The 22,121-nt window shown below is 73.5% G+C and carries 17 protein-coding genes; 10 read left to right on the plus strand and 7 right to left on the minus strand.

Annotated features, from left to right (window positions below; all coding sequences use genetic code 11):
* Positions 1–156 precede the first annotated feature (156 nt).
* Together fdhD and OG711_RS07045 are read left to right on the plus strand one after the other, a co-directional pair.
* Entirely contained in the window at positions 157–993 is an 837-nt protein-coding gene (gene fdhD / locus OG711_RS07040) for a formate dehydrogenase accessory sulfurtransferase FdhD (protein WP_329558771.1), read from the plus strand.
* A 421-nt stretch (positions 994–1,414) separates the two neighbouring features.
* Positions 1,415–2,710, plus strand: a complete 1,296-nt coding sequence (locus OG711_RS07045) for a DUF4185 domain-containing protein (protein ID WP_405672905.1) — start codon at positions 1,415–1,417, stop codon at positions 2,708–2,710.
* Here OG711_RS07045 and OG711_RS07050 read toward each other — a convergent pair.
* The gene (locus tag OG711_RS07050) at positions 2,646–3,722 is read right to left on the minus strand and encodes a bile acid:sodium symporter family protein (RefSeq protein ID WP_329563664.1); all 1,077 of its coding nucleotides are present in this window, start codon (positions 3,720–3,722) and stop codon (positions 2,646–2,648) included. The two genes, OG711_RS07045 and OG711_RS07050, sit on opposite strands and share 65 nt — an antisense overlap.
* Before the next feature lie 328 nt (positions 3,723–4,050).
* Here OG711_RS07050 and OG711_RS07055 point away from each other — a divergent pair, with 328 nt between their 5' ends.
* From OG711_RS07055 to OG711_RS07065, 3 genes are all read left to right on the plus strand, one after another.
* The gene (locus tag OG711_RS07055) at positions 4,051–4,923 is read left to right on the plus strand and encodes a LysR substrate-binding domain-containing protein (RefSeq protein ID WP_266506483.1); all 873 of its coding nucleotides are present in this window, start codon (positions 4,051–4,053) and stop codon (positions 4,921–4,923) included.
* A gap of 406 nt (positions 4,924–5,329) precedes the next feature.
* Positions 5,330–7,165 carry an AMP-dependent synthetase/ligase gene (locus tag OG711_RS07060; protein ID WP_266506485.1) on the plus strand — a complete coding sequence of 612 codons (1,836 nt, stop codon included), beginning with the start codon at positions 5,330–5,332 and terminating at the stop codon, positions 7,163–7,165.
* A 182-nt stretch (positions 7,166–7,347) separates the two neighbouring features.
* Complete coding sequence (locus OG711_RS07065; RefSeq protein WP_099279958.1) at positions 7,348–8,184, plus strand: aldo/keto reductase; 837 nt, start codon at positions 7,348–7,350, stop codon at positions 8,182–8,184.
* A 20-nt stretch (positions 8,185–8,204) separates the two neighbouring features.
* On the opposite strand, the gene OG711_RS07070 is transcribed toward OG711_RS07065, so the two are convergent.
* Positions 8,205–9,047 (minus strand): class I SAM-dependent methyltransferase, encoded by an 843-nt coding sequence (locus OG711_RS07070; protein ID WP_245876843.1) that lies wholly within the window; start codon positions 9,045–9,047, stop codon positions 8,205–8,207.
* A 12-nt stretch (positions 9,048–9,059) separates the two neighbouring features.
* Here OG711_RS07070 and OG711_RS07075 point away from each other — a divergent pair, with 12 nt between their 5' ends.
* Entirely contained in the window at positions 9,060–9,308 is a 249-nt protein-coding gene (locus tag OG711_RS07075; RefSeq protein WP_329558772.1) for a hypothetical protein, read from the plus strand.
* 48 nt (positions 9,309–9,356) lie between these two features.
* Here OG711_RS07075 and thrS read toward each other — a convergent pair whose 3' ends face one another.
* Positions 9,357–10,586 carry a threonine--tRNA ligase gene (thrS, locus tag OG711_RS07080; RefSeq protein ID WP_329558773.1) on the minus strand — a complete coding sequence of 410 codons (1,230 nt, stop codon included), beginning with the start codon at positions 10,584–10,586 and terminating at the stop codon, positions 9,357–9,359.
* A 339-nt stretch (positions 10,587–10,925) separates the two neighbouring features.
* Between thrS and OG711_RS07085 the strand changes: the two genes are divergently transcribed.
* The 4 genes from OG711_RS07085 to OG711_RS07100 all read left to right on the plus strand — a co-directional run bounded on the left by OG711_RS07085 (position 10,926) and on the right by OG711_RS07100 (position 15,541).
* On the plus strand, positions 10,926–11,771 hold the full coding sequence (locus tag OG711_RS07085; RefSeq protein WP_329558774.1) for a helix-turn-helix domain-containing protein: 846 nt from the start codon (positions 10,926–10,928) through the stop codon (positions 11,769–11,771).
* 185 nt (positions 11,772–11,956) lie between these two features.
* Complete coding sequence (locus tag OG711_RS07090; protein ID WP_329558775.1) at positions 11,957–12,871, plus strand: helix-turn-helix domain-containing protein; 915 nt, start codon at positions 11,957–11,959, stop codon at positions 12,869–12,871.
* Between the two features lie 9 nt (positions 12,872–12,880).
* Complete coding sequence (locus OG711_RS07095; protein ID WP_329558776.1) at positions 12,881–13,744, plus strand: SAM-dependent methyltransferase; 864 nt, start codon at positions 12,881–12,883, stop codon at positions 13,742–13,744.
* 183 nt (positions 13,745–13,927) lie between these two features.
* Positions 13,928–15,541 (plus strand): flavin-containing monooxygenase, encoded by a 1,614-nt coding sequence (locus OG711_RS07100; RefSeq protein WP_329558777.1) that lies wholly within the window; start codon positions 13,928–13,930, stop codon positions 15,539–15,541.
* 73 nt (positions 15,542–15,614) lie between these two features.
* Here the strand turns inward: OG711_RS07100 and OG711_RS07105 are convergent, their stop codons facing one another.
* The 4 genes from OG711_RS07105 to OG711_RS07120 all read right to left on the minus strand — a co-directional run bounded on the left by OG711_RS07105 (position 15,615) and on the right by OG711_RS07120 (position 21,378).
* Positions 15,615–16,040, minus strand: a complete 426-nt coding sequence (locus tag OG711_RS07105) for an OsmC family peroxiredoxin (protein WP_073790301.1) — start codon at positions 16,038–16,040, stop codon at positions 15,615–15,617.
* Between the two features lie 94 nt (positions 16,041–16,134).
* Entirely contained in the window at positions 16,135–17,952 is a 1,818-nt protein-coding gene (locus tag OG711_RS07110; protein ID WP_329558778.1) for a vWA domain-containing protein, read from the minus strand.
* Positions 17,953–17,977: 25 nt separating this feature from the next.
* Positions 17,978–19,039: an ATP-binding protein gene (locus tag OG711_RS07115; protein ID WP_073790296.1), complete on the minus strand. Its 1,062-nt coding sequence runs from the start codon at positions 19,037–19,039 to the stop codon at positions 17,978–17,980.
* A gap of 158 nt (positions 19,040–19,197) precedes the next feature.
* A complete protein-coding gene (locus tag OG711_RS07120) occupies positions 19,198–21,378 on the minus strand; it encodes an alkaline phosphatase family protein (RefSeq protein WP_329563665.1) in 2,181 nt (726 codons plus the stop codon).
* Positions 21,379–22,121 lie beyond the last annotated feature (743 nt).

Genomic DNA, 22,121 nt, shown 5'->3' on the forward strand with positions numbered 1-22,121 from the left:
CTCCGCCCATGATCGCAGGCCGACCGCCGGCCGCCGCACGCGCCCCCGCCGTCCCACCGGTCGTCCACGGTGTTCCCGGGCACCGCACAATGGGCCCGTGCGGGTGCCCTCGGGCCCTCGCCGGACACCACACGCACAGAACCGGGACGGACGACCATGGGACGTGTCACCGAGCGCCGCCGGATCGTCCGGATCAGGGACGGCAGGGCGGAGACCCGCGCGGACACGCTGGTCGCGGAGGAGCCGCTGGAGATCCGGCTGAACGGCAAACCGCTGGCGATCACCATGCGCACCCCGGGCGACGACTTCGCGCTCGCGGCGGGCTTCCTGGTCAGCGAGGGGGTCGTCGGGGCGGCGGAGGAGGTCGCCGGGATCGCGTACTGCGCGGGCGCGACGGCGGACGGCGGCAACACGTACAACGTCGTGGACGTGCGGCTGGCCCCCGGGGTCGAGGTGCCGGACATCACACTGGAGCGGAACGTCTACACCACGTCGTCCTGCGGGCTGTGCGGCAAGGCGAGCCTGGACGCGGTGCGGACCACCACCCGGTGGCCGGTCGCGGACGAGCCGCCGCTGCGGCTGGCGCCGGAGCTGCTGTCGGCGCTGCCCGACCGGCTGCGGGCCGCGCAGCAGGTGTTCGACCGGACGGGCGGACTGCACGCGGCGGCGCTGTTCGACGAGCACGGGGAGCTGCTGGACGTCCGCGAGGACGTGGGACGGCACAACGCGGTCGACAAGGTGGTGGGCCGTGCCCTGCGGTCCGGGCGGCTGCCGCTGTCCCGGGGCGTGCTGCTGGTGTCGGGGCGGGCCTCGTTCGAGCTGGTGCAGAAGTGTGCGATGGCGGGGGTGCCGGTGCTGGCGGCCGTGTCGGCGCCGTCGTCGCTGGCGGTGGACCTCGCGGCCGAGACGGGCATCACCCTCGTAGGCTTCCTCCGCGGCCCGAACATGAACATCTACGCGAACCCCGACCGAGTCGCCCTCCCCTCCCCCTGAACGCGAGGAACAGCCGAAGGGGCGCCCCGAAAGGGGCGCGGGGAACTGCGCAAAAGACGAGAACCGGCCCGCACCCGACGAACAACCCGAAGGGGCAGCATCCAGGGGCGCGAGGAACCGCGCACCCACCGAGCGACCCGCACGGGAGCAGGTACGCCCAGCCGTGGAACCCCAGGGGCGCGGGGAACTGCGCACCCCACGAGCGACCCGCACAGAAACACGTACGGCCAGCCGGACAGACCCAGGGGCGCGAGGAACCGCGCACCCACGAACGACCCGCACGGGGACAGGTACGCCCAGCCGTGGAACCCCAGGGCCGCGGGGAACCGCGCACCCCACGAGCGACCCGCACAGGAACAGGTACGCCCAGCCGGGACGAAACGGTGGACCGAGGCCGGCCAAGGCCACTAGCGTCGCGTCGGTGGCCGCCGACCTCCCCCCACGACGCACCTTCCCCTCACGACGCGTCCTCCTCCCCCGACGCCCCCGCCTCGCCGGTGCCCTGGCACTCGCCCTCGCCCTCCTGACCGCCCTCGCGGTCGCCACCCTCCCCGGCGGGGACACCTCCCCCGACCGCACCGGACGGACCTGCACCCCCCGCACCGTCGCGTCCTGGGAGCCGGACCCCGCCGTGACCGGGGAGTTCGCCCGCTACGGCGACGACGGAATCCTGCACGACGACTGGACCGGCGGCGACGGCACGCACTCCGTGCGGCTGCCCGACGGCCGGGTCCTGTGGCTGTTCTCGGACACCTTCCTCGGCCGGGTGCACCAGCCGCCCAATCCGTCCGGCCAGCCCCACACCTGGCGGGAGATGTCGGCACCGGCCGTCCGCAACTCGGGTGTGCTGATGTCCGCGTCGGGCGTGCTGGAGCGGACCCTGCCCGCGCCCCTGTTCCCCGACCCGGCCCCGGACCGCTGGCGCTGGCCGGTCGCGGCCCGGGTGGAACCCCGTACCCCGGGCTCGGACGAGCGCGTCGTACGGGTCCTGCTGTGGACGCGGGAGACGGGCCGGGCGCCGTGGATCTACGGGGTGCCCGCGGCGACCGAGGTGGCCACGCTGTCGCTGCCGGACCTGCGGGTCGAGGGGATCACGACGGTGCTGGACCAGTCGTCGGTGGCCGACCCGGCCGAGCGGGTGCTGTTCGGGACGGCGGCGGTGGCCGACGGCGGCTGGACGTACGTCTTCGGCGGCGACGACGGCCGTTCCGCGCTCGGGAGGCACGCGTACGCCTATGTGGCGCGGGTCCCGGACGGCAGGCTCGCGGAGTCCGGCGCGTGGCGGTACTGGGACGGCCGGGGCTGGTCGCGGCGGGCCGAGCCCCGCCCGGTGCTCGGGGACGGCGACGCCAAGGGGGTCGGCAGCGCGTTCACGGTGGTCCGGGACGGGGACACGTACACGCTGTTCACGATGGCGGCGGGGACACGGGGGCTGACGACCGTCACCGCGTACTGGGCGTGTTCGCCGAGCGGGCCCTGGCAGGGACCGGTGAAGGAGTTCGCGCCCCCGCTGCCGGAGGACTCCGGCGGCGGCGGGGGCCTCGCCGCGTACAACCCGCGGACGCACCCGGCGCTCGGCACCGACGGCGGACTGCTGCTCAGCTACGACGTGAACTGGCTGGACGCGGCGCCCGGTGTCGCGCACACGGAGGTCAACCGGAACGTGTCGCTGTACCGGCCGCGATTCCTGCGGCTGCGTCTGACGCCCGGGGACTGACGGGCTCCGGCCCGTCCGCACCGGCGACCGGACCGGGCGGGGACACCGGCTCATGGCCGTCCGCGCCGGTCACCGGGTCGCGGGAGCGGCGGCGGGCGATGACCGCGCAGACCATGAGCTGCATCTGGTGGAACAGCATCAGCGGCAGCACCGCCAGCGACGCCTCCGCGCCGAACAGCACCCCGGCCATCGGGAGCCCGGCGGCGAGGGACTTCTTCGACCCGGCGAACTGGACGGCGATCCGGTCCTCGCGGGCGAACCCGAGCCGCTTCGCCCCGAACCAGCTCACCGTGAGCATCAGCGCGAGCAGGACGGCCTCGGCGCCGAGCAGGGCGAGCAGTCGCGGCGGGGTGACCTGCTGCCAGATCCCCTGGACCATGCCCGCGCTGAACGCGGTGTAGACGACGAGGAGTATGGAACCCCGGTCGACCAGCCCGAGCGCCTTGCGGTGCCGGGTGAGGAATCCGCCGACCCAGCGGCGCAGCAGCTGGCCCGCGAGGAACGGGGCGAGGAGTTGGAGCACGATGCGCAGCACGGAGTCGGCGGAGAAGCCGCCTCCGGCGCCGTCGATCAGCAGGGCGACCAGCAGCGGGGTCAGCACGATCCCGGCGAGCGAGGAGAAGGAGCCCGCGCAGATCGCGGCGGAGACGTTGCCGCGTGCGACGGAGGTGAAGGCGATGGACGACTGGACCGTCGAGGGCACCAGGGTCAGGAACAGGAACCCGCCGTACAGGGCGGGGGTCAGCACATACGGGACGAGGCCCTGGGCGGCGAGGCCGAGCAGCGGGTAGAGCAGGAACGTGCAGCCGAGGACGGTGAGGTGGAGCCGCCAGTGGCGCAGCCCGTCCAGGGTCTCGCGGGTGGACAACCGGGCCCCGTAGAGGAAGAACAGCAGGGCGATCGCGGCGGTCGACGCCCCGGAGACGGCGTCGGCGGCGGACCCCCGGGCGGGCAGCAGCGCGGCGAGTCCGACCGTGCCGAGCAGCAGGGCGATGAACGGGTCGACGGGCAGCCGCAGGCGTCGTGGGCGCCGGGCGCGCGGCGCGGCCGGACCGGGGGTGCCATGGGGGCGGGGGGTCCGCGGCCCGGGGGTGCGCTGCATCGCTTCCTTCACTCGCTCGGTCCGGCGTGGTCCGGGGTCGTCGGTTGAAATTCGGTGCGGTTCGGCGCGGTTCACGTGGTGCGGCGGTCGTACGCGACGAGTGCGTACAGGTGCGTGACGGCACCGGCCGCACCCGCGCACCGCCCTCCCCATCGTCCTCCCCGGGGGCGTGATCGGGAATCCCGTACAAGCGACTCACTGTGATCGCGATTCGCGATGACCCCGGTACCGTGGAGGTGTGTACGACCCCACGCAGTTGCGGACCTTCCTCGCGGTGGCGCAGACGCTGAGCTTCACCCGGGCGGCGCGGCGGCTCGGGCTGCGGCAGTCGACGGTGAGCCAGCATGTGCGGCGCCTGGAGGACGCGGCGGGCCGTCAGCTCTTCCTGCGGGACACCCACTCGGTGGAGCTGACGGAGGACGGCGAGGCCATGCTGGGGTTCGCGCGGCGGCTGCTGGAGGTCCATGAGCAGGCGGCGGCCTTCTTCACGGGGACGCGGCTGCGCGGTCGGCTGCGGTTCGGCGCGTCGGAGGACTTCGTGCTGACCCGGCTGCCCGACATCCTGGAGGCGTTCCGGCACGACCATCCGGAGGTCGACCTGGAGCTGACCGTGGAGCTGTCGGGCACCCTGCACGAGCAGCTCGCGGCGGGGAAGCTCGATCTCGTCCTGGCGAAGCGCCGTCCCGAGGACACGGCCGGTGAGCCGGTGTGGCACGACCGGCTGGTGTGGATCGGCGCGGAGCGGCTGCGGCTGGACCCGGAGCGGCCGGTGCCGCTGATCCTGTACCCGCCGCCGGGGATCACCCGGGCGCGGGCCCTCGAAGCGCTGGAGCGGCAGGGCCGCCCCTGGCGGATCGCGTGCACCAGCGGCAGCCTCAGCGCGCTGATCGCGGCGGCCCGCGCGGGGCTCGGGGTGATGGCCCACTCCCGGGGGCTGATGCCGCCGGGTCTGACCCGGGTGCCGGAGCGGGCGGGGCTGCCGGAGCTGGGCGAGGTCGACTTCGTCCTGCTGCACGGCCGGGGCAGGCGCCCGGGGACGGCCGCGGACACGGCGGACGCCCTGGCGGCGGCGATCCTGGCGGGCGGCGACCGACTGCACCGCTCACGCTGAAGCGCTGGAGCGCGGGCACGCCGGCCCGGGAGCACGCCAGCCCGGGGGCACGGGAGCCCGGGGGCACGGGAGCACGCCAGCCCGGGGGCACGGGGGCACGGGGGCGCCCCCGCGTCGGTCGCACGCCCGGCGCTCGCTCCCGCCTCCCGCCCCCCGCACCCGCGCCGCACCCCACCCGGCGCGCTCGGGCAGATCCCGTAGGGATTCCGTGGAGATGACGGGACCGGAACCTACCGGCGGGTAAGCAGAAGGTGGACGTAGCGGGAGGGATCTGTCCGGGGGCTCCCGAGGTGGCCGGTTCCTCCCCCGGGAGCGCGGTCCGCGACAGACCGGAGGCCCTCTCCCACGGCACGGACGAGTGGGGTACGGTCGCCGCGCCGTGGGAGCCGCCACAAGGAGCACACACTTGCGCGAGTTCACCAGCCCGCCGCTGCCGACGGTGACACCACCGCTCGTCGGCGGCCTCGCCGACACCGTGTACGAGCATGCCCGCACCGATCCCCGGCACATCGTCCTCGGCCACAAGGACGGGACGGGCCGCTGGCGGGACGTGACGGCCGCCCAGTTCCGCGACGAGGTCCTGGCGCTCGCCAAGGGGCTGCTCGCGGAGGGCATCCGCGCCGGTGACCGGGTCGCGATCATGTCCCGGACCCGCTACGAGTGGACCCTGTTCGACTTCGCGCTGTGGACCGTCGGGGCGGAGGTCGTCCCCGTCTACCCGACCTCGTCGGCCGAACAGGTCCTGTGGATGCTGCACGACGCGCGGGTGACCGCGGCGATGGTGGAGCACGAGGACCACGCGATGACGATCGCCACCGTCATCGACCGGCTCCCCGCGCTGCGCCGGCTGTGGCAGCTCGACGCGGACGCGGTCCGGGAGCTGTACGAGGCGGGGGCGCATCTGGAGGACGACATGGTCCACCGCCACCGCAGGGCGGTGACCCCCGACTCGGTCGCGACGATCGTGTACACCTCCGGCACCACCGGCCGCCCCAAGGGCTGTGTGATCAGCCACGGGAACCTGATGTTCGAGGCCGACACCGTCTACCGCCGCTGGGAGCCCCTGTTCCGCTCGGCGCGCGGGGAGGAGCCCGCGACGCTGCTGTTCCTGCCGCTGGCGCATGTCTTCGGCCGGATGGTGCAGGTCACGGCGGTCCGCTGGCGGGTGAAGCTCGGCCATCAGCCGCAGCTCGACGCGGCCTCGCTGCTCCCCGATCTCGCCGCGTTCCGGCCGACGTTCGTCCTGGCGGTCCCGTACATCTTCGAGCGCCTTCTCCAGACGGCCCGCCGCACCGCCGAACGGGAGGGCAGGGCGGCGCCGTTCGAGAAGGCCGTGGAGACGGCGGTGCGCTACGCGGGCGCGCTGGAGGACCGGGCGTTCGGCACGGGTCCCGGGCCGTCGGCGGCGCTGCGGATGCAGCACCGGCTGTACGACCGGCCGGTGTACGCGAGGCTGCGCGAGGCCCTGGGCGGACGGGCGCGGTTCGCGATGTCCGGCGGCTCCGGGATGGACCGCTCGCTGGGGCTGTTCCTCGCGGGCGCCGGGATCACCGTGTTCGAGGGCTACGGCCTCACGGAGACCTCGGGCGCCTCGACGGCGAACCCGCCCGAGCGCACCCGCTTCGGCACGGTCGGGCAGCCGCTGCCCGGCACGTCCGCGCATATCGCCGACGACGGCGAGGTGTGGCTGCGCGGCCCGCATGTCTTCCAGGGGTATCTCGGCGCTCCGGGCGCGACCGGCGCGGACCGCGCCGGCGACAGCTGGTTCGCCACCGGTGACCTGGGGGCGCTGGACGCGGACGGCTATCTGACGCTCACCGGCCGCAAGAAGGAGATCCTGGTGACCTCGGGCGGCAAGAGCGTCTCGCCCGCCCCGCTGGAGGACCGGGTCCGGGACCATCCGCTGGTCGCGCAGTGCATCGTCGTGGGCGACAACCGTCCGTACATCGCCGCCCTCGTCACCCTGGACGCCGAGGCGGTGGCCCACTGGCTGGAGATGCGGGGCAAGGCGCGGCCCGCCACGGCGGAGCTGGTGCGCGATCCGGAGCTGGAGAGCGAGGTGCGGCGCGCGGTGGTCACGGCCAACACCCTGGTGTCCCAGGCGGAGTCGATCCGCACCTTCCGGATTCTCGCCCACCGGTTCACCGAGGAGCACGGGCTGCTCACCCCGTCGCTGAAGCTGAAGCGCGCGGCGATCGAACGGGTGTACGCGTCCGAGGTGGAAGCCCTGTACCGGGTCTGATTGCGCGCCCCTGCGCCGGGTCCGGTCCACGGGCCGGGGAAGTCCGTACCGGGGAACGGAATGCGTGACCGGGCGCGATCGATGACGATGGGAGGGTACGCGGGGCCGTCGCACCATCCCCGCACCGCTCGACCGAGCGACCGATCAGGCGACACACCGACGACTCGAAGGATCGAGAACCCGTGAGCAGCAAGGTCCCCCCGATCATCCTGAACAACGGCGTCGAGATGCCGCAGCTCGGTTTCGGCGTCTGGCAGGTCCCGGACGACGAGGCGGAGCAGGCCGTGGGCACCGCCCTGGCGGCCGGGTACCGCAGCGTCGACACCGCCGCGATCTACGGGAACGAGGAGGGCACGGGCCGGGCGCTCGCCGCCTCCGGCATCCCCCGCGAGGACCTCTTCGTCACCACGAAGCTCTGGAACACCGACCAGGGGTACGACGCCGCGCTGCGCGCGTTCGACGCGTCGCTGGCGAAGCTCGGCCTCGACCATGTGGACCTGTATCTGATCCACTGGCCGGCCCCTGCCCTGGGCAAGGCGGCCGACACCTACAAGGCGTTCGAGAAGATCCACGCCGACGGTCGCGCCCGCGCCATCGGTGTGTCGAACTTCCTCCCCGAGCATCTGGAGCGGCTGCTGGACGCCACCTCGGTGATCCCGTCCGTCAACCAGATCGAGCTGCACCCGAGACTCCAGCAGCGCGCGGCCCGGGAGTTCCACGCCGAGCAGGGCATCGCCACGGAGGCATGGTCCCCGCTCGGCCAGGGCAAGGGGCTGCTGGAGGTCCCGGCGATCGTCGCGATCGCGCAGAAGCACGGGCGCACCCCCGCGCAGGTGGTGCTGCGCTGGCACATCCAGCTGGGGAACGTGGTCATCCCCAAGTCGGTGACGCCCACCCGGATCACCGAGAACATCGACGTGTACGGCTTCGAGCTGGACACGGAGGACATGGCCGCGATCCGCGCGCTGAACGAGGACCGCAGGCTGGGCCCCGATCCGGCGGACTTCAACGCGGCCTGACCCCGTCGTCCGCCGGTCCGTCAGCTCTCGCGGGGCGCCGCGACCGCGGTGTGGACCGTCTGGGCGGTGAGGAGATGGAGGTCCGGCCGGTTGCGCAGTCCGGCCGGGTCACCGGCGTCGACCAGCCGGTCCAGGGTCGCGAGGTCGGCCGCGTCCAGCGAGTCGCCCATGGCCTCGCGGCGCCGCTCGAACGACGCGACGACGAAGTCCCGCTCCTGGGCGGTCAGCGGCGCGGGACGGTCCAGCAGGAACGTCCGGGTCCCGGCCGGGCGCAGACCGGCCGACTCCAGCAGGGCGGGCCAGTCCTCCGTCTCGGACCTCGAACCGGGCAGCGCGTCCCGCATCGCGGAGAACCAGTCCTGCTCCACCGCGTCCATGCGGCTCTCCAGCGCCGGGCGCCCGAAGCCGAGGTCCCGGGGCAGCGAACGGGACGGGAGCCCGCCCTCCAGCAGGGCGAGGACCCCGCCCGGTGCCAGCCGTCGCGCGGCCGAGGCGAGCGCGGCCCGCTGGTCGCCCACATGGTGCAGCGACCGGCCGAGCCACAGCAGATCGGCGGGCGGCAGCCCGTCGAGCCCGTCGGGCAGTTCGGCGCGGACGGTCCGGACCCGGTCCGCGAGCCCTTCACGCGCGGCGCGCTCCCGGGCGAGTTCCAGCAGCGCCTCCTCCGGGTCCACCGCGATCACCTCGGCGTCCTCGAAGACCTCCGCGAGCAGACAGGCGACCACTCCGGGCCCGCTGCCCACGTCCAGCACCCGGCCCGGCCGGGGCAGCGACCCGGCGATCCAGCGCGCGGCCTCCCGGTACACCGGCGCGGACACCTCACCGCCCCGCTCGATGTAGGGCCCCATGACACTCCAGTCCATGGTGGAGTGATCGTGCCCGCCACGGCCCGGGTGGCCCTGGTGCCCCTCGTGCCCGCCATGGCCCGGGTGACCCTGGTGCGCTCCACCGGCGTGGCCCTGGTGCGCTCCCTGATCCGGACCGCCGTGCCGATGCGGGTGCTTGCCGTGTTCCTGCGCCATGGTTCGTGGAACCGCCTTCCGTACGGACGGGGAGGCGGCGGACCCCGGTCGGGCCCGCCGCGTACCGCTGCGCCCAGGGTGCGGCCCGGGGTCCGCCACTGACCAGCCGCCTTGCCGTTCCGGCAAATTCGTTCCCGGGGATGCCGTGCGTCAGCCGACCGGGACGGGCTCCCAGAGCTCGGCGGAGCGGGCCCCGACCCGCTCCGCCACCCGTTCCAGCAACTCGTCCACCGGCAGCGGACCCGGGCGGCGGCCGTCCCGCAGCCGCAGCGACGCGAGCCCGTCGGCGGCCTCCCGTCCACCGATCACCAGCTGGTAGGGGACGAGCCGGGCGGCCCTGATCCGCGCCCCGAGGGTGCCCCGGTCGGTCCCGGCCGACCGGGCGCGCAGCCCCAGCGCGGCACAGCGCCGCACCAGCCGCTCGGCGTACTCCGCCTCGGCGTCGGTGACCGGCAGGACCATGATCTGGACGGGGGCGAGCCAGCCGGGGAAGGCGCCGCCATGGGTCTCCAGCAGCTGGGCGACCAGGCGTTCCATGCTGCCGACGACACTGCGGTGAACCATCACGGGCCGGTGCGGGGCGCCGTCGGGACCGGTGTAGCGCAGCCCGAAACGGGCGGGCTGGTGGAGATCGATCTGGACGGTCGACAAGGTCGACTCCCGCCCGGCCGGGTCCGCGATCTGGATGTCGACCTTGGGTCCGTAGAACGCGGCCTCGCCCGCCGCCCGTTCGTAGGGCACCCCGGAGTCGTCGAGCACCCCGGTCAGCAGGGTCGAGGCGCGTTCCCACATCGCGGGGTCGCTGACGTACTTGCCGCCGGGGCCGGGCAGCGACAGCCGGTAACGCACGGCGCTGATGCCGAGGTCGGCGTAGGCGCGGCGGATCAGTTCCAGGGCCGCGGCGCTCTCCCCGGCGGCCTGGTCGAGGGAGCAGAAGATATGCGCGTCGTTGAGCTGGATCGCCCGGACCCGGGTCAGTCCGCCGAGCACCCCGGACAGCTCGGAGCGGTACATACCGCCCAGTTCGGCGATCCGCAGCGGGAGTTCCCGGTGGCTGCGGGACCTTGAGCGGTAGATCAGCGCGTGGTGGGGGCACAGGCTCGGGCGCAGTACGAACTGCTCCCCGCCGACGTCCATCGGCGGGAACATGTCGTCGGCGTAGTGGGCCCAGTGGCCGGACAGTTCGTACAGTTCCCGTTTGCCGAGGACGGGTGAGTACACATGCTGGTACCCGGCGCGGCGCTCCGCGTCGCGGATGTACTCCTCCAGGGTGTGGCGCAGGGTGGCGCCGTCGGGGAGCCAGTAGGGCAGTCCGGCGCCGATCAGCGGATCGGTGCCGAACAGGCCGAGCTCACGGCCGAGTTCGCGGTGGTCGTGCATGGTGGTCTCCTCGGGAGGCGAGGCGGGTGACCACACGGCGAAGCCCCGGGGCACTCGCCCCGGGGCTTCGGACTCTCGTTCAGCAGTCAGCGCGCCGGGACACTCTCCGGCGTCGTCGTCATTGCGGCACGCTTCATACGCCTCACGCTAACAGAACGGCTCGCGCCGCGGCCGGGACCCGTCGCGCCCTGGCGTGATCGCGCCTGGCTCCCAGCCCCCTACACACCCGTCGTGACCTGCGATTTCCCGCCGAGCGACACGTCATGGGAACCGCCCGGGGCGCGGCGGTGGCGGGCCGCCGTTCCCGCGTTCACCGCGCGCGTCGATTACCGTCGGGGCATGACTACCGCTCTGCCCGCAGGACCCAGGCCCCACCGCGCCGGCGCGACCCCCGGCCCGGCCGGCCGCGGCGTGGGCCCGCTGCTGCGGGACTGGCGGGAGCGGCGGCGGCTCAGCCAGCTCGAACTGGCGCTGCGCGCCGGGTCGTCGGCGCGGCACATCAGCTTCGTGGAGACGGGCCGTTCCCGGCCCAGCGAGGAGCTGATCCTGCGGCTCGCCGACCATCTGGACGTTCCCATGCGGGAGCGCAACGCGCTGCTGCTCGCGGCCGGGTACGCGCCCCGGTTCCCGGAGACCTCGATGGACGATCCGGCGATGGAGGGGCTGCGGGCGGGACTTGACCGGCTGCTCCAGGGCTACGACCCGTATCCGGCGCTGGTGGTCGACGCGACGTACCAGGTGGTCGCCGTGAACCGGGGGATCACCATGCTGATGGAGGGCGTGTCCGAGGAACTGCTGGCGCCGCCGCTGAACGCGATGCGGGTGGTCCTGCATCCGGAGGGCATGGCGCCGCGCATCCGCAATCTGGCCGAGTGGCGCGGGCATCTGCTGGAGCAGATGGAGCGCCAGATCGCCCTGGACCGCTCGGCGGTCCTGCGCGAGCTGTACGAGGAGGTGGCCGCGTATCCGGTGGCCGACGGGGGCGAGTCGGCGGCGGCCGGCGCCTCGGCCCCTTACTTCGCGCTGCCGATGCGGATCGAGCACGACGGACGTGTCCTGTCCTTCGTGTCGTCCATCTCGACGTTCAACACCCCGATGGATGTGACGGTGGCGGAGCTCGCCGTCGAGACGTTCCTCCCGGCCGACCGGGAGACCGCCGACCACCTCCGTGCGCTGGGCGGCTGACGCCGTGTGACATCCACCACGAGGAGGGCTCGTCACTCGCCTGATCTCTTCCCGTACGCCCGGTTACCACCCCCCGCCGGGGCCGTGACCGGAACGTAACTTTCCATGTGAAACCCCGAGTCGCCCCGCCGCGTAGCCGACGCATGACAGACTGCTCACATGTTCGGCACGTGGGGAGGCGTGACGTGAGCGAACGGCGTGCCGCGCCGACCGTCGGGCAGGTCGTACTCGGGAAGCGATTGCAGGAGTTGCGGGAGGCCAAGGGCCTGACCCGCGAACAAGCAGCCGCACAGCTCCGGGTCACCGCCGCCACGGTCCGCCGCATGGAGATGGCGGAGGTCTCGCTGAAGATCCCCTACGTGCATGTGCTGCTCACGGCTTACGGGGCGGCCCAGGAGGAGGTCGACGGCTTTCTGTCACTCGTCGAGGAAGCCAATCAACCGGGCTGGTGGCAGCGGTACCACGACGTCCTGCCGGACTGGTTCAGCCTCTACGTCAGTCTGGAGGCCGAGGCCCGGCTCATCAGGTCCTACGAGCCGCATTTCGTCCCGGGACTGCTCCAGACCGAGCGCTACGCCCGCGAGGTGATGGCGGCGGGCACCATCGGGCACACCCGTCCCGAGGACGTGGAGCGCTATGTGGAGCTGCGGCTCGACCGCCAGAAGCTCCTCGCCAAGCCCGACGCCCCGCATCTGTGGATCGTGATGGACGAGACGGTGCTGCGCCGCCCGGTCGCCGGCCCCGAGGTGATGGCCGAGCAGCTGGACCGGCTGCTGGCCGCCGCGCAGACACCCGGACTGACGCTCCAGATCGCCGAGTTCCACAAGGGACCGCATCCGGGGACGTACGGCCCGTTCGCCCTGTTCCGGTTCGCGCAGGCGGAGTTGCAGGACATGGTCTACTGCGAGTTCCTCACCGGGGCGATCTATCTGGACGGACGTCCCGAGGTGGCCACCCATCTGGAGGTCCTGGACCATATGTCGGCCCAGGCCGCCTCCACCGACCGGACGAAGGAGCTCCTGCGGGAGGTCCGCGACGCCTACCAGGCGGAGGCGGACGCCGCTCCCGGCGCGGAACCCGTCCGGCACGACCTCGCGTAGGAGAGCACGATGCCCGGCCGAGACCGGACCGCCCGCCCGACCGGGCCACCGAGGACGGCCCACCCCGCGCGGGTGTACGACTGGTGGCTCGGCGGCCGGGACAACTACGTCGCCGACGAGGAGCTGGGACGCGGTGTCCTGGACCTGGACCCCTCCGCCCGGCGCGGAGCCCTCGCCAACCGCGCCTTCATGCGCCGGGCGACCCGCTACGCGGCCCGCCGGGGCGTCCGCCAGTTCCTCGACATCGGTACGGGCATCCCGGCCGCGCCCAATCTCCATGAGGTCGCGCAGGGCGAGGCGGCGGACGCGCGGATCGTGTACACCGACAACGACCCGGTGATCCTGCGGTACGCGCAGGCCCTGCTGCACGGCACCCCTGAAGGCGTCGTGGACTGTGCGCACGGCGATGTCCGCGACCCGGACGGCGTCCTCGGACAGGCGGCGAAGTCCCTGGACCTGTCCCGGCCGGTCGCGCTGTCGCTGTTCGGGCTGCTGCACTACCTCGACGATGCCGGGGACGACGACGTGTACGCGCTCGTCGCCCGGTACACGGCGGCGCTGGCGCCGGGGAGCACCCTGGCGATCTCCCAGGTCACCGCCGATACCGCGCCCGGGGTGATGGCGCAGGTGTCGCTGCGCTTCCGGGCGGGCGGGATGCCCTTCCACCCGCGTTCCCGGGAGCAGGTGACCCGGTTCTTCGACGGCCTCGACGTGGTGGAGCCGGGAGTACTGACCGCCCCCGACTGGCACCCCGGCCTGGACGAGGACCCGTCGTCGTACCCGCCGCCCCCGCCCGGCCCGTCGGCCGCCGCGCCCGAACCCACGGACCCGGGCCCCGTCCCCGTACTCGCGGGCCTGGCCGTCAAGCCCTGACCTGTCCGCGCTCCCGGCCCGCAAGCGGTCGGCAGGACCGTCGGGGCATACGGATCACGCCACCCTCAAGGGCTGCTTCGCGCCTCTCCTGCCTGTCGGGTGGCGGAGGGGCGCCGGGTCGGCGGATGATCGAATCTGCGGAGTGGCGGCTCCGGGATGACCGCTGCCGTCAGGAGAGCCGTGATGTCCCAGAGTGTCCCAAGTGCCCCGCAGGTCGACGCCGTGATCGTCGGCGCCGGGGCGGCCGGTCTCTATCAGCTCCACCGGTTCCGGCAACTGGGTCTGAGCACCCGGGTGTTCGAGGCGGGTGACGACATCGGCGGCACCTGGTACTGGAACCGCTACCCGGGCGCGCGCTGCGACATCGAGTCCATGACGTACTCGTACACCTTCTGCCCGGAGCTGGACCAGGAGTGGGTGTGGAGCGAGAAGTACGCGACCCAGCCGGAGATCCTGCGCTATCTGCACCATGTCGCCGACCGGTTCGGACTGCGGCCGCACATCACCCTCTCGACCCGGGTGCTGCGGGCCGTGCACCAGGAGGACGACGGGCTGTGGGAGATCACCACCGACACCGGGGAGCGCGTCACCGCGCGCTTCCTCGTGATGGCGTCCGGGTGCGCGACCGTCCCGAAGGAACCGGAGGTGCCAGGGCTCGCGGAGTTCGCGGGCCCGGTGCACCACACCTCGCGCTGGCCGCGTGACGGGGTCGAACTGGCCGGACGGCGGGTCGCCGTGATCGGGACCGGGGCCTCCGGGGTCCAGTGCGTCCCGCTGATCGCCCGGCAGGCCGCCGCGCTGACGGTCTTCCAGCGCACCCCCGTGTACGCGCTGCCCGCCCTGAACCGCCCCCTGACCGGGGCGGAGGTCACCGCGCGCAAGGACGACTATCCGGCGTTCCGGGCCGCCCAGCGGGCGTCCAAGGGCGGCTCCGTGTTCACGATGCCGACCCGTTCGGCGCTGGAGACCGACGAGCGGGAGCGGACGGCCGCCTACGAGCACGCGTGGAACCAGGGGGTGCTGAGCGCCCTGCTGCGCTCGTACACCGATCTCCTCGTGGACGTGGACGCCAACGAGACCGCGGCCGAGTTCGTCCGGGGCAAGATCCGCGCGACGGTCAGCGATCCCGTCGTCGCGGAGGCGCTGTCACCCCGGAGCTATCCCTTCGGGACGAAGCGGCCCTGCCTGGACAGCGGGTACTACGAGACGTTCAACGAGCCGCATGTGACGCTGGTGGACCTGCGGCGGGACCCGATCGAGGAGATCACCGCGAAGGGCGTACGGACCGCCGGGCAGGAGTATCCCGCGGACGTGCTGGTCCTGGCCACCGGCTTCGACTCCATGACCGGCGCGCTGACCGGTGTCGACATCGTCGGCAGGGGAGGTGTCACCCTGCGGGAGAGATGGGGCGCCGGTCCGCTGACGTATCTGGGGCTGCTGTCGGCCGGGTTCCCCAACCTCTTCACGGTCACCGGTCCGCTGAGCCCCTCGGTCCTCACCAACATGATGGTCTCCATCGAGCAGCATGTGGAGTGGATCACCGACTGCGTCGCGTATCTGCGTGAGCGGGGGCTGACCTCGATCGAGGCGACACCGGAGGCGGAACGCGACTGGGTGGAGCACACGGCCGGGACGGCCGCGCGGACGCTCTACCCGGCGACGGACTCCTGGTACACGGGCGCCAACGTGCCCGGCAAACCCCGGGGGTTCCTCGCCTACACCGGCGGGGCGGATGTCTACCGCGCGCGGTGCGACGCGGTCGCCGCGGGCGGCTACGAGGGCTGCGTCCTGCGGTAGGCGGGCGCACCGGCCGCGGTGGCGGGCACACCGGTGCCGCGGCCGGGCCGGGGCCGCGGTACCGGTGCGGGGATCAGGCCAGCTTGGCCGTGAGGGTGATCGTCGTGCCGGTGAGGGCCTGGCTCACCGGGCAGTTCTTCTTGGCGTCCTCGGCGGCGGCGGCGAACGCCTCCGCGTCGAGACCCTCGACGGTGCCCTCCACCGTGAGGTGGATACCGGTGATGCCCTCACCCGGCTGGAACGTCACGTCGGCGGACGTGACCAGCTTGGTGGGCGGGTTGCCCGCACCGGCGAGCCCGTGCGACAGCGCCATCGAGAAGCAGCTGGAGTGCGCCGCGGCGATGAGCTCCTCGGGGCTGGTCTTGCCGTTCGCGGCCTCGGCCCGGGACGGCCACGACACCGGCTGCTCGCCGATACCGGAGGAGTCGAAGGTGACGACGCCGTTGCCCTGGAGGAGGTTGCCTTCCCACACGGTGTGTGCGGAGCGCGTGGTTGCCACGTCAGTGCCCTTTCCGAGAGGTTCCTGGAGTCCCGTTGCCGGGGTCCGTGCCCCCATCCGATCACACTCCCGGGCGCGCCGGGCACTTCCCCTCTCAGCGGACCCGGAACACCGGCCCGCGCGGGGTGAACGGCAAGGCCCCGCCGGGCGGCAGCAGATACGCGTGCTCACGGCGCACGGTCAGCACATCGCACCAGCCGTCGGTGATGATCAGCAGGGGCGCGCTCGCCGGGAAGTCGTCGGCCCGGCGCAGCAGATCGACCGCCGGTTGCAGGACTGTGCCGCCGCGGCCCCTGACCCGGACCCGGCCGGCGATGTCCTCGACGGGGACGTACCCCGCGTCGTGCGGGGCCGCGTCGCAGAACACCACCCGCGCGGCGGGGACGTCCCGGGCGGCGGCGTACGAGGCGATCGCGCCGAGCGCCTTGCCGAGCAGGACCCGGTCCATCGAACCCGAGGTGTCGAGGACCACACCGAAGGTGCAGCGGGCGATCTCCTCGGGCGGGAACCGGCGCCCCGCGCGCGGGATGTCCGGGGTGGACGCCTGGCGGCGGGCCGGGCGGGCGAAGGTGCGCAGCGGCTCGGGCCGGGGCACGAACTCGTCGAACCAGCGGGCCAGCCGGGCGTCCCAGGGCAGCGGTGGATGGCTGAGCGCCCGGATCTCCTCCACGAGTCCGGCGGGCAGGGTGCCGCGTTCCTGGTACCCGTGCAGGTCGAAGCCCTGGACCAGACCGCGCCGGTAGAACTCGTCGAGGTCGACGTAGTCGGCGGGGCCGCGGGCCAGTGGTTCGCCGAGGATGTCGCCGCGTCCCTTGCCGCGCAGGGTGGACAGCCGCCGCATCCGCCGCAGATCGCCCGCGATCCGGTCGTAGACCTCCTCCGCCGACAGCCCGGCCAGCTCGGGATCGTGGAGCAGCCCGTCCGGCATCAGTCCGACGTCCATCTCCCGCAGCCAGCCGTTGATGACGTAGTCGGCGGCGACGTTGAACAGGTACGGGTCGCGTCCGCCGAGCCGGTCGCCGTGGCGCAGGGCGGCGTGCAGCATCTCGTGGGCGAGGACGAACCGCCACTCCTCCGTGGTGAGCCGCACCAGCGGATTGATGTAGATCTCGCCCGCCGTGGCGTTGACGGCGGCGATGGCGATGTCATGGGCGCGGGCCAGTTCCGCGTCGGCGACGATCCTCATCCCGGCGGCGATCCCGCCGAGCAGCGGGTACGAGGACACGAACCAGTTGAGCGCGTGGTGCCACTCCCTGACGTGGGGCGCCTCGTCCGAGAAGGACATCCGGCGTCCGCCCGCCACGTCCATGGCCACGGAGACACTGCGGGTCAGGGCCCTGGCGAACGCCTCCTGCCAGTCGGTGGGCGGCGGGGTGAACTGGTCGTCGGGCCAGGAGGTCAGCACCTGGTCGGGGGCGTCGCCGCCGGTGCCGCAGCGCTCGTAGGCGACCGGGACGCCGTCCCGGCGCCAGCCCGCGGCGATCTGCTCCTCGTCGCCGCCCGGCCAGCTCGCCGGGAGGTCGTCGGGGGGCTGTCCGCAGGGGAAGGTCTCCTGGAACCGGTTCACGACGGCGCAGCGGGCGGCGAGGTCGGCGCGGTCGGGCTGGACGCGCTCGCCGGTCGCGGCGGGGACATGGCCGAAGCCGAGATGGATGACGCAGTGGGCGATCGCCCAGGCCCACTCGGCGGGTTCGGCGCGGCGGGTGGGGTGCGCGTGGAGCGCGCCGCCGGAGTCGATCCGGCACAGCCCCCGCTCGGGGTACTGACGGCATTCCTTGCCCCGGCACACGGTGGGTTCCAGGGCGGCGAGCGCGGGGTTGCGCATCGCCAGCTTCAGCCCTTCGGCGAACGCCTCGGCCGCCGGGTCCGGCTTGGCCTTGCCCTTGCCGCCCCGGCCGGGGCCCCGGCTCACCGCCGGCCCCCGCGGGTACGGCCGGTCACCGGCGGGCCTCCACCAGGCGCGGCATGTCGCGGGCCGCCTCCACCAGGAACCAGGCGGGCAGCACCGGCTGTCCGTCGGCGTCGTCCGCGATGACGGCCTGGGCGACCTCGACGGAGATCTCCGCGAGCTGCACCAGCAGGGCCTTGGCCCGGTACGCCGTCTGACGGCCCGTCGCCGACACATGCTGCTTGTCGGCGGGCAGTTCCTTGACGAGCCTGCCCCGGAACGCCTCGGCGAGGTAGTACAGCAGATCCCGGTCCCCGAGGCCGCGCGGCCAGGAGGCGTCGCCCTTGAGGATCGCGTCGATGCCGTACGCGTGCCGGACGATCTTCACATAGCCGCAGAACGCGACGGCGTGCGCCGGGCTGAGGGTGCCGTGCGCGACGACCTTCAGGGTGTCCTCGTCCAGGCCGGGCCCGAAGGAGTGCAGCGCGTCGGACAGCATGTGCCAGGACCGGGGGGTGGAGAACGGTTCCTCGGTCTTCGGGGGCTTGGACCACAGATGGTCGGGCCGGTCCGTGAGGTGGTCGAGTATCCAGGGGTGGATGCCGTTCGAGGCCGCCCACAGGAGCCAGTCCTTCGCGGACGCCTGGAGATGGACATGGGTGAGCCGGTTGATCAGGGCGGAGGCCATCGGGCGGGCGAGCGCGTTGTCGGTGGCGCGGTTGCCCGCGCCGATCACGATGGAGCCCTGGGGCAGTTCGTAGCTGCCGATCCGGCGGTCGAGGATCAGCGAGTAGAACGCCTTCTGCACATCCGGTGTCGACGCGTTCAGCTCGTCCAGGAACAGGCAGTACGGCTCGTCGCGGGCGATGGCCTCCGGCGGGCAGAACACCGAGCGCCCGTCGCGGATCTGCGGGACCCCGATCAGGTCCTCGGGGGCGAGCTGGGTCCCCAGCAGGCTCACGCACTCCAGCCCCAGCGACTCCGCGAAGTCCCGCACCAGCGACGACTTGCCGATCCCCGGCGCGCCCCACAGGAACACCGGCCGCACGGTCGCCAGACCGAGCAGCAGCTCGGGTATCCGGGCGGGGGTGACGGTGACGGCCGGCTGCACGTGAGGACTCCTGGTGGGGGGTGGGGCGCTGCGACGGCCCGTGCGGGAACGGGTACGGCGGCCGGCGCCGGGCGGCGGGACCACGCCGCGGCCGGCCGGTGCGGCGCCGGTGACGACGGGAACAGTCTGGACGGGACGGTGGCGTGGCGCAGCCGAATTTACCGGCGGCCGGGCGGGGCCGCGGGTGGCCGGTCGGCCCGGGACACGGGTGAGGCCGCTCCCGTTCCGCCGCCGCGCAGCGATGTGGCCCGGGTCGTACCGGGCCGGGCCGCGGGACGCTTCTTACGGGTGCCGTCGCGCAGCACCCGTACGCCGTCCAGGACGGCGGCTCCCGGGTGCGGCCGGTCCGGGTGCGCGAGGGAGACCGGTACCTGGGGTCCCTCCTCGACGCCGAGCCAGTGCCGGAACAGTCCGTGGAGCTGTTCCGCGCCGACGAGTTCGGCGCGGTCGGCCAGCGGGTCCGGCAGGTCCAGCGGGGAGAGCAGGAACGGCTTGCCCTGACAGCCGCCGAGGCCGCCGTGCGAGCCGATCTGCTCCTCGAAGGCGTGGACCTCGCCCTCCCCGGGGTCGTACATGGAGTTGATCATGATGTCCGCGGTGTGCGGGAAGCCGTGGGTGCGGCGGACCGCGTCGGCCGCGCCCGGACCGAAGTCGGTGAGCGGACCCGGGTGTTCGTCCAGGTCGGCGAGCGGTATCTCGGCGCCGCGTGCCCCGAGCACGACCCCGCCGTGCTCCTCGCTGGCGACCAGCAGGAACCCGATCCCGGGATGGTTGGCGAGGGTCTGGAGCAGCGCCGGGTGGCGCAGGTCGATCTCCTCCTTGGTCATCCGGTGCGGTACGTCGGGGAAGGACACCAGTCCGAGGTTGCCGGAGGCGAGTACGACGGGTTCCGTGCGGCGGGCGTGCCGCTCGGGGCCCTCCTTCTCGGCGGGCCGGTGCAGGGCGGCGCGGACGGCGGCGCGGGCCTCGGCGCCGCTGCGGGTACGGCTCGCGCGCCGGGGCACGGGCAGTCCGCAGCCCGCGCGGACCAGATTGCCGAGGGTCAGTCCGTAGCGGCCCAGGAACGTCTCCCCGGGGCTCTGGCCGTGGTCGGACAGCACCACGATCCGGTACGGGCGGGGCGCGTGCTCGGCGACCTTCGCGAGCAGGGCGAGGGAGCGGTCGAGGCGGACGAGGACCCGGTCCGTGTCGTGGCCGCGGGGGCCCGAGTGGTGGGCGACCTCGTCGTAGGCGACGAGGTCGGCGTAGACGGCGCCCCGGCCCGCGAGCATGTCGCCGAGCACGGCCGCGACGACGACATCGCGCTCCACGACCGTCGCGAAGGCCCGCACCAGCGGGTAGAGCCCGCCGCGGGACACCCGGGGGCGGCGGCGCTGGATACGGGCGTACGTGGACTGGCCCATCTCGCGGACGACCTCCGCGACGAAGGACAGGGCGGTGCGGACGGCGTTCGCCGGGTCGCTGAAGTACGCGAAGTAGCCCGCGCGGGAGCGGTTCTCCCGGCCCCGGCGGGCGGACACCGACAGCACCAGGGCGAGCTGGTCGGCGCCACCGCTGAAGAGGTTGCCGCGGCTGGCGCCGTCCACGGTGAGCAGTCCGCCGTCGCCGGTGTACTCGATGGCACGGCGTTGCAGCTCGGCGGCGCTGGTGGGCCGGTTGCAGACCATCAGCTCGTCGGTGTCCTTCTCGTACCAGCGGAAGGCGGGGATGTCGTGGTTGCTGCCGTGCATGATGCCGAGCTGGCTGGCGCCGGTCTGGCTCGACCAGTCGGTGCGCCAGGGGGTGAGCCGGTGGCTGGCGTGCCGCCCGTCGGCGTCGACGGGCCGGCCGAGCCAGCCCCCCACGGTGGGCATCAGGCCCTTGCCCACCGCGTCGAGCAGGATGTCGTGGCCGACGCCGTCGAGCTGGATGAACACGGTGCCCGGGGTCGGCGGGCAGTCCCCGTCGGGGGCGCGGCGGCGGCGCCGGTCGGCCAGCCGGTACAGACGGCGGCGGTAGGCGTCGTCGTCCCGTACGGCGAGGGCGGCGCCCGTCGCGGAGGCGACGGCGGACATCACCGCGGCGACGACGACCGCGGTCTCGGGGGCGACCTCGCCGCGGCCGGCCGGGTTGAGCCGCATCGCGAGGAGCAGCAGGAAGCCGTTGAGGAAGAACACGAGCAGGCCCAGGACCAGGGCGGGCACCAGGAGCAGCGCGCGGACCAGCAGGGGCCAGACCAGTGCGCTGAGCAGGCCGAACGCACCGGCGCCGAGGGCGGCGGTGATCGCGATACGGGTGGCGCTGTCGCCGTCCGGCGATTGGAGGCGGAAGTCCGGGAGGGCGCCGGCGAGGGCGAGCATCGTCAGGGTGCTGACCGCCCAGACGGTGACCGAGCGCCATGCGGCGCTGCCGAGTCTTCGCCATCGCCTGACCGGCACGTGGCCTCCCGCCTCGCCTGTTGGTACGGGTCCCCAGCGTAGCCCCGTCCGGGGAGGCCCGAGTTTCCCCCCGCACCCCGCACGCCGGTCCGCGCGCTCCCCCGCGCCCCCGGGGTCCCCCACCTGATCCGACCTCGTCCGGTGCGGGCCGTCCGGGGGTGCACAGTTCCTCGCGCCCCTGGGTTCCCCACCTGGACGTACCTGTTCCTGTGCGGGTCGCTCGGTGGGTGCGCGGTTCCTCGCGCCCCTGGGTTCCCCACCTGGGCCGACTCTGTTCCTGTGCGGGTTCGACGGGGGGCGCAGTTCCCCGCGCCCCCGGGGTCCCCCACCTGATCCGACCTCGTCCGGTGCGGGCCGTCCGGGGGTGCGCGGTTCCTCGCGCCCCTGGGGGTGCGCTTCCTGGCGTAGCTGGTCGGGTGCGGGTCGCGCGTTGTATGCGCGGTAGCCCGCGCCCCTGGGGTACTCGTTCCTGGGCGTACTTGTTCCCTGTGCGGGTTCGACGGGGGGCGCAGTTCCCCGCGCCCCTGAGGTTCCCCACCTGAGCGAATCTTGTCCGGTGCGGGGCGTTCGGGGGTGCGCAGTTCCCCGCGCCCTTTTGGGGCGTTCCGCACGTTCCGCTGTTCGGTGCGGGCCGCGGGGAGAAATCGACAGCGGGTATGTGCGCC

This window comes from Streptomyces uncialis (assembly GCF_036250755.1).
Classification (GTDB): Bacteria; Actinomycetota; Actinomycetes; order Streptomycetales; family Streptomycetaceae; genus Streptomyces; species Streptomyces uncialis.

Coding starts and splice junctions, on each gene's coding strand:
- fdhD (WP_329558771.1), top strand. CDS start 157: ATGGGACGTGTCACCGAGCGCCGCCGGATCGTCCGGATCAGGGACGGC.
- OG711_RS07070 (WP_245876843.1), bottom strand. CDS start 9,047: ATGGACTGGAGTGTCATGGGGCCCTACATCGAGCGGGGCGGTGAGGTG.
- thrS (WP_329558773.1), bottom strand. CDS start 10,586: ATGCACGACCACCGCGAACTCGGCCGTGAGCTCGGCCTGTTCGGCACC.
- OG711_RS07085 (WP_329558774.1), top strand. CDS start 10,926: ATGACTACCGCTCTGCCCGCAGGACCCAGGCCCCACCGCGCCGGCGCG.
- OG711_RS07095 (WP_329558776.1), top strand. CDS start 12,881: ATGCCCGGCCGAGACCGGACCGCCCGCCCGACCGGGCCACCGAGGACG.
- OG711_RS07100 (WP_329558777.1), top strand. CDS start 13,928: ATGTCCCAGAGTGTCCCAAGTGCCCCGCAGGTCGACGCCGTGATCGTC.
- OG711_RS07120 (WP_329563665.1), bottom strand. CDS start 21,378: ATGCTCGCCCTCGCCGGCGCCCTCCCGGACTTCCGCCTCCAATCGCCG.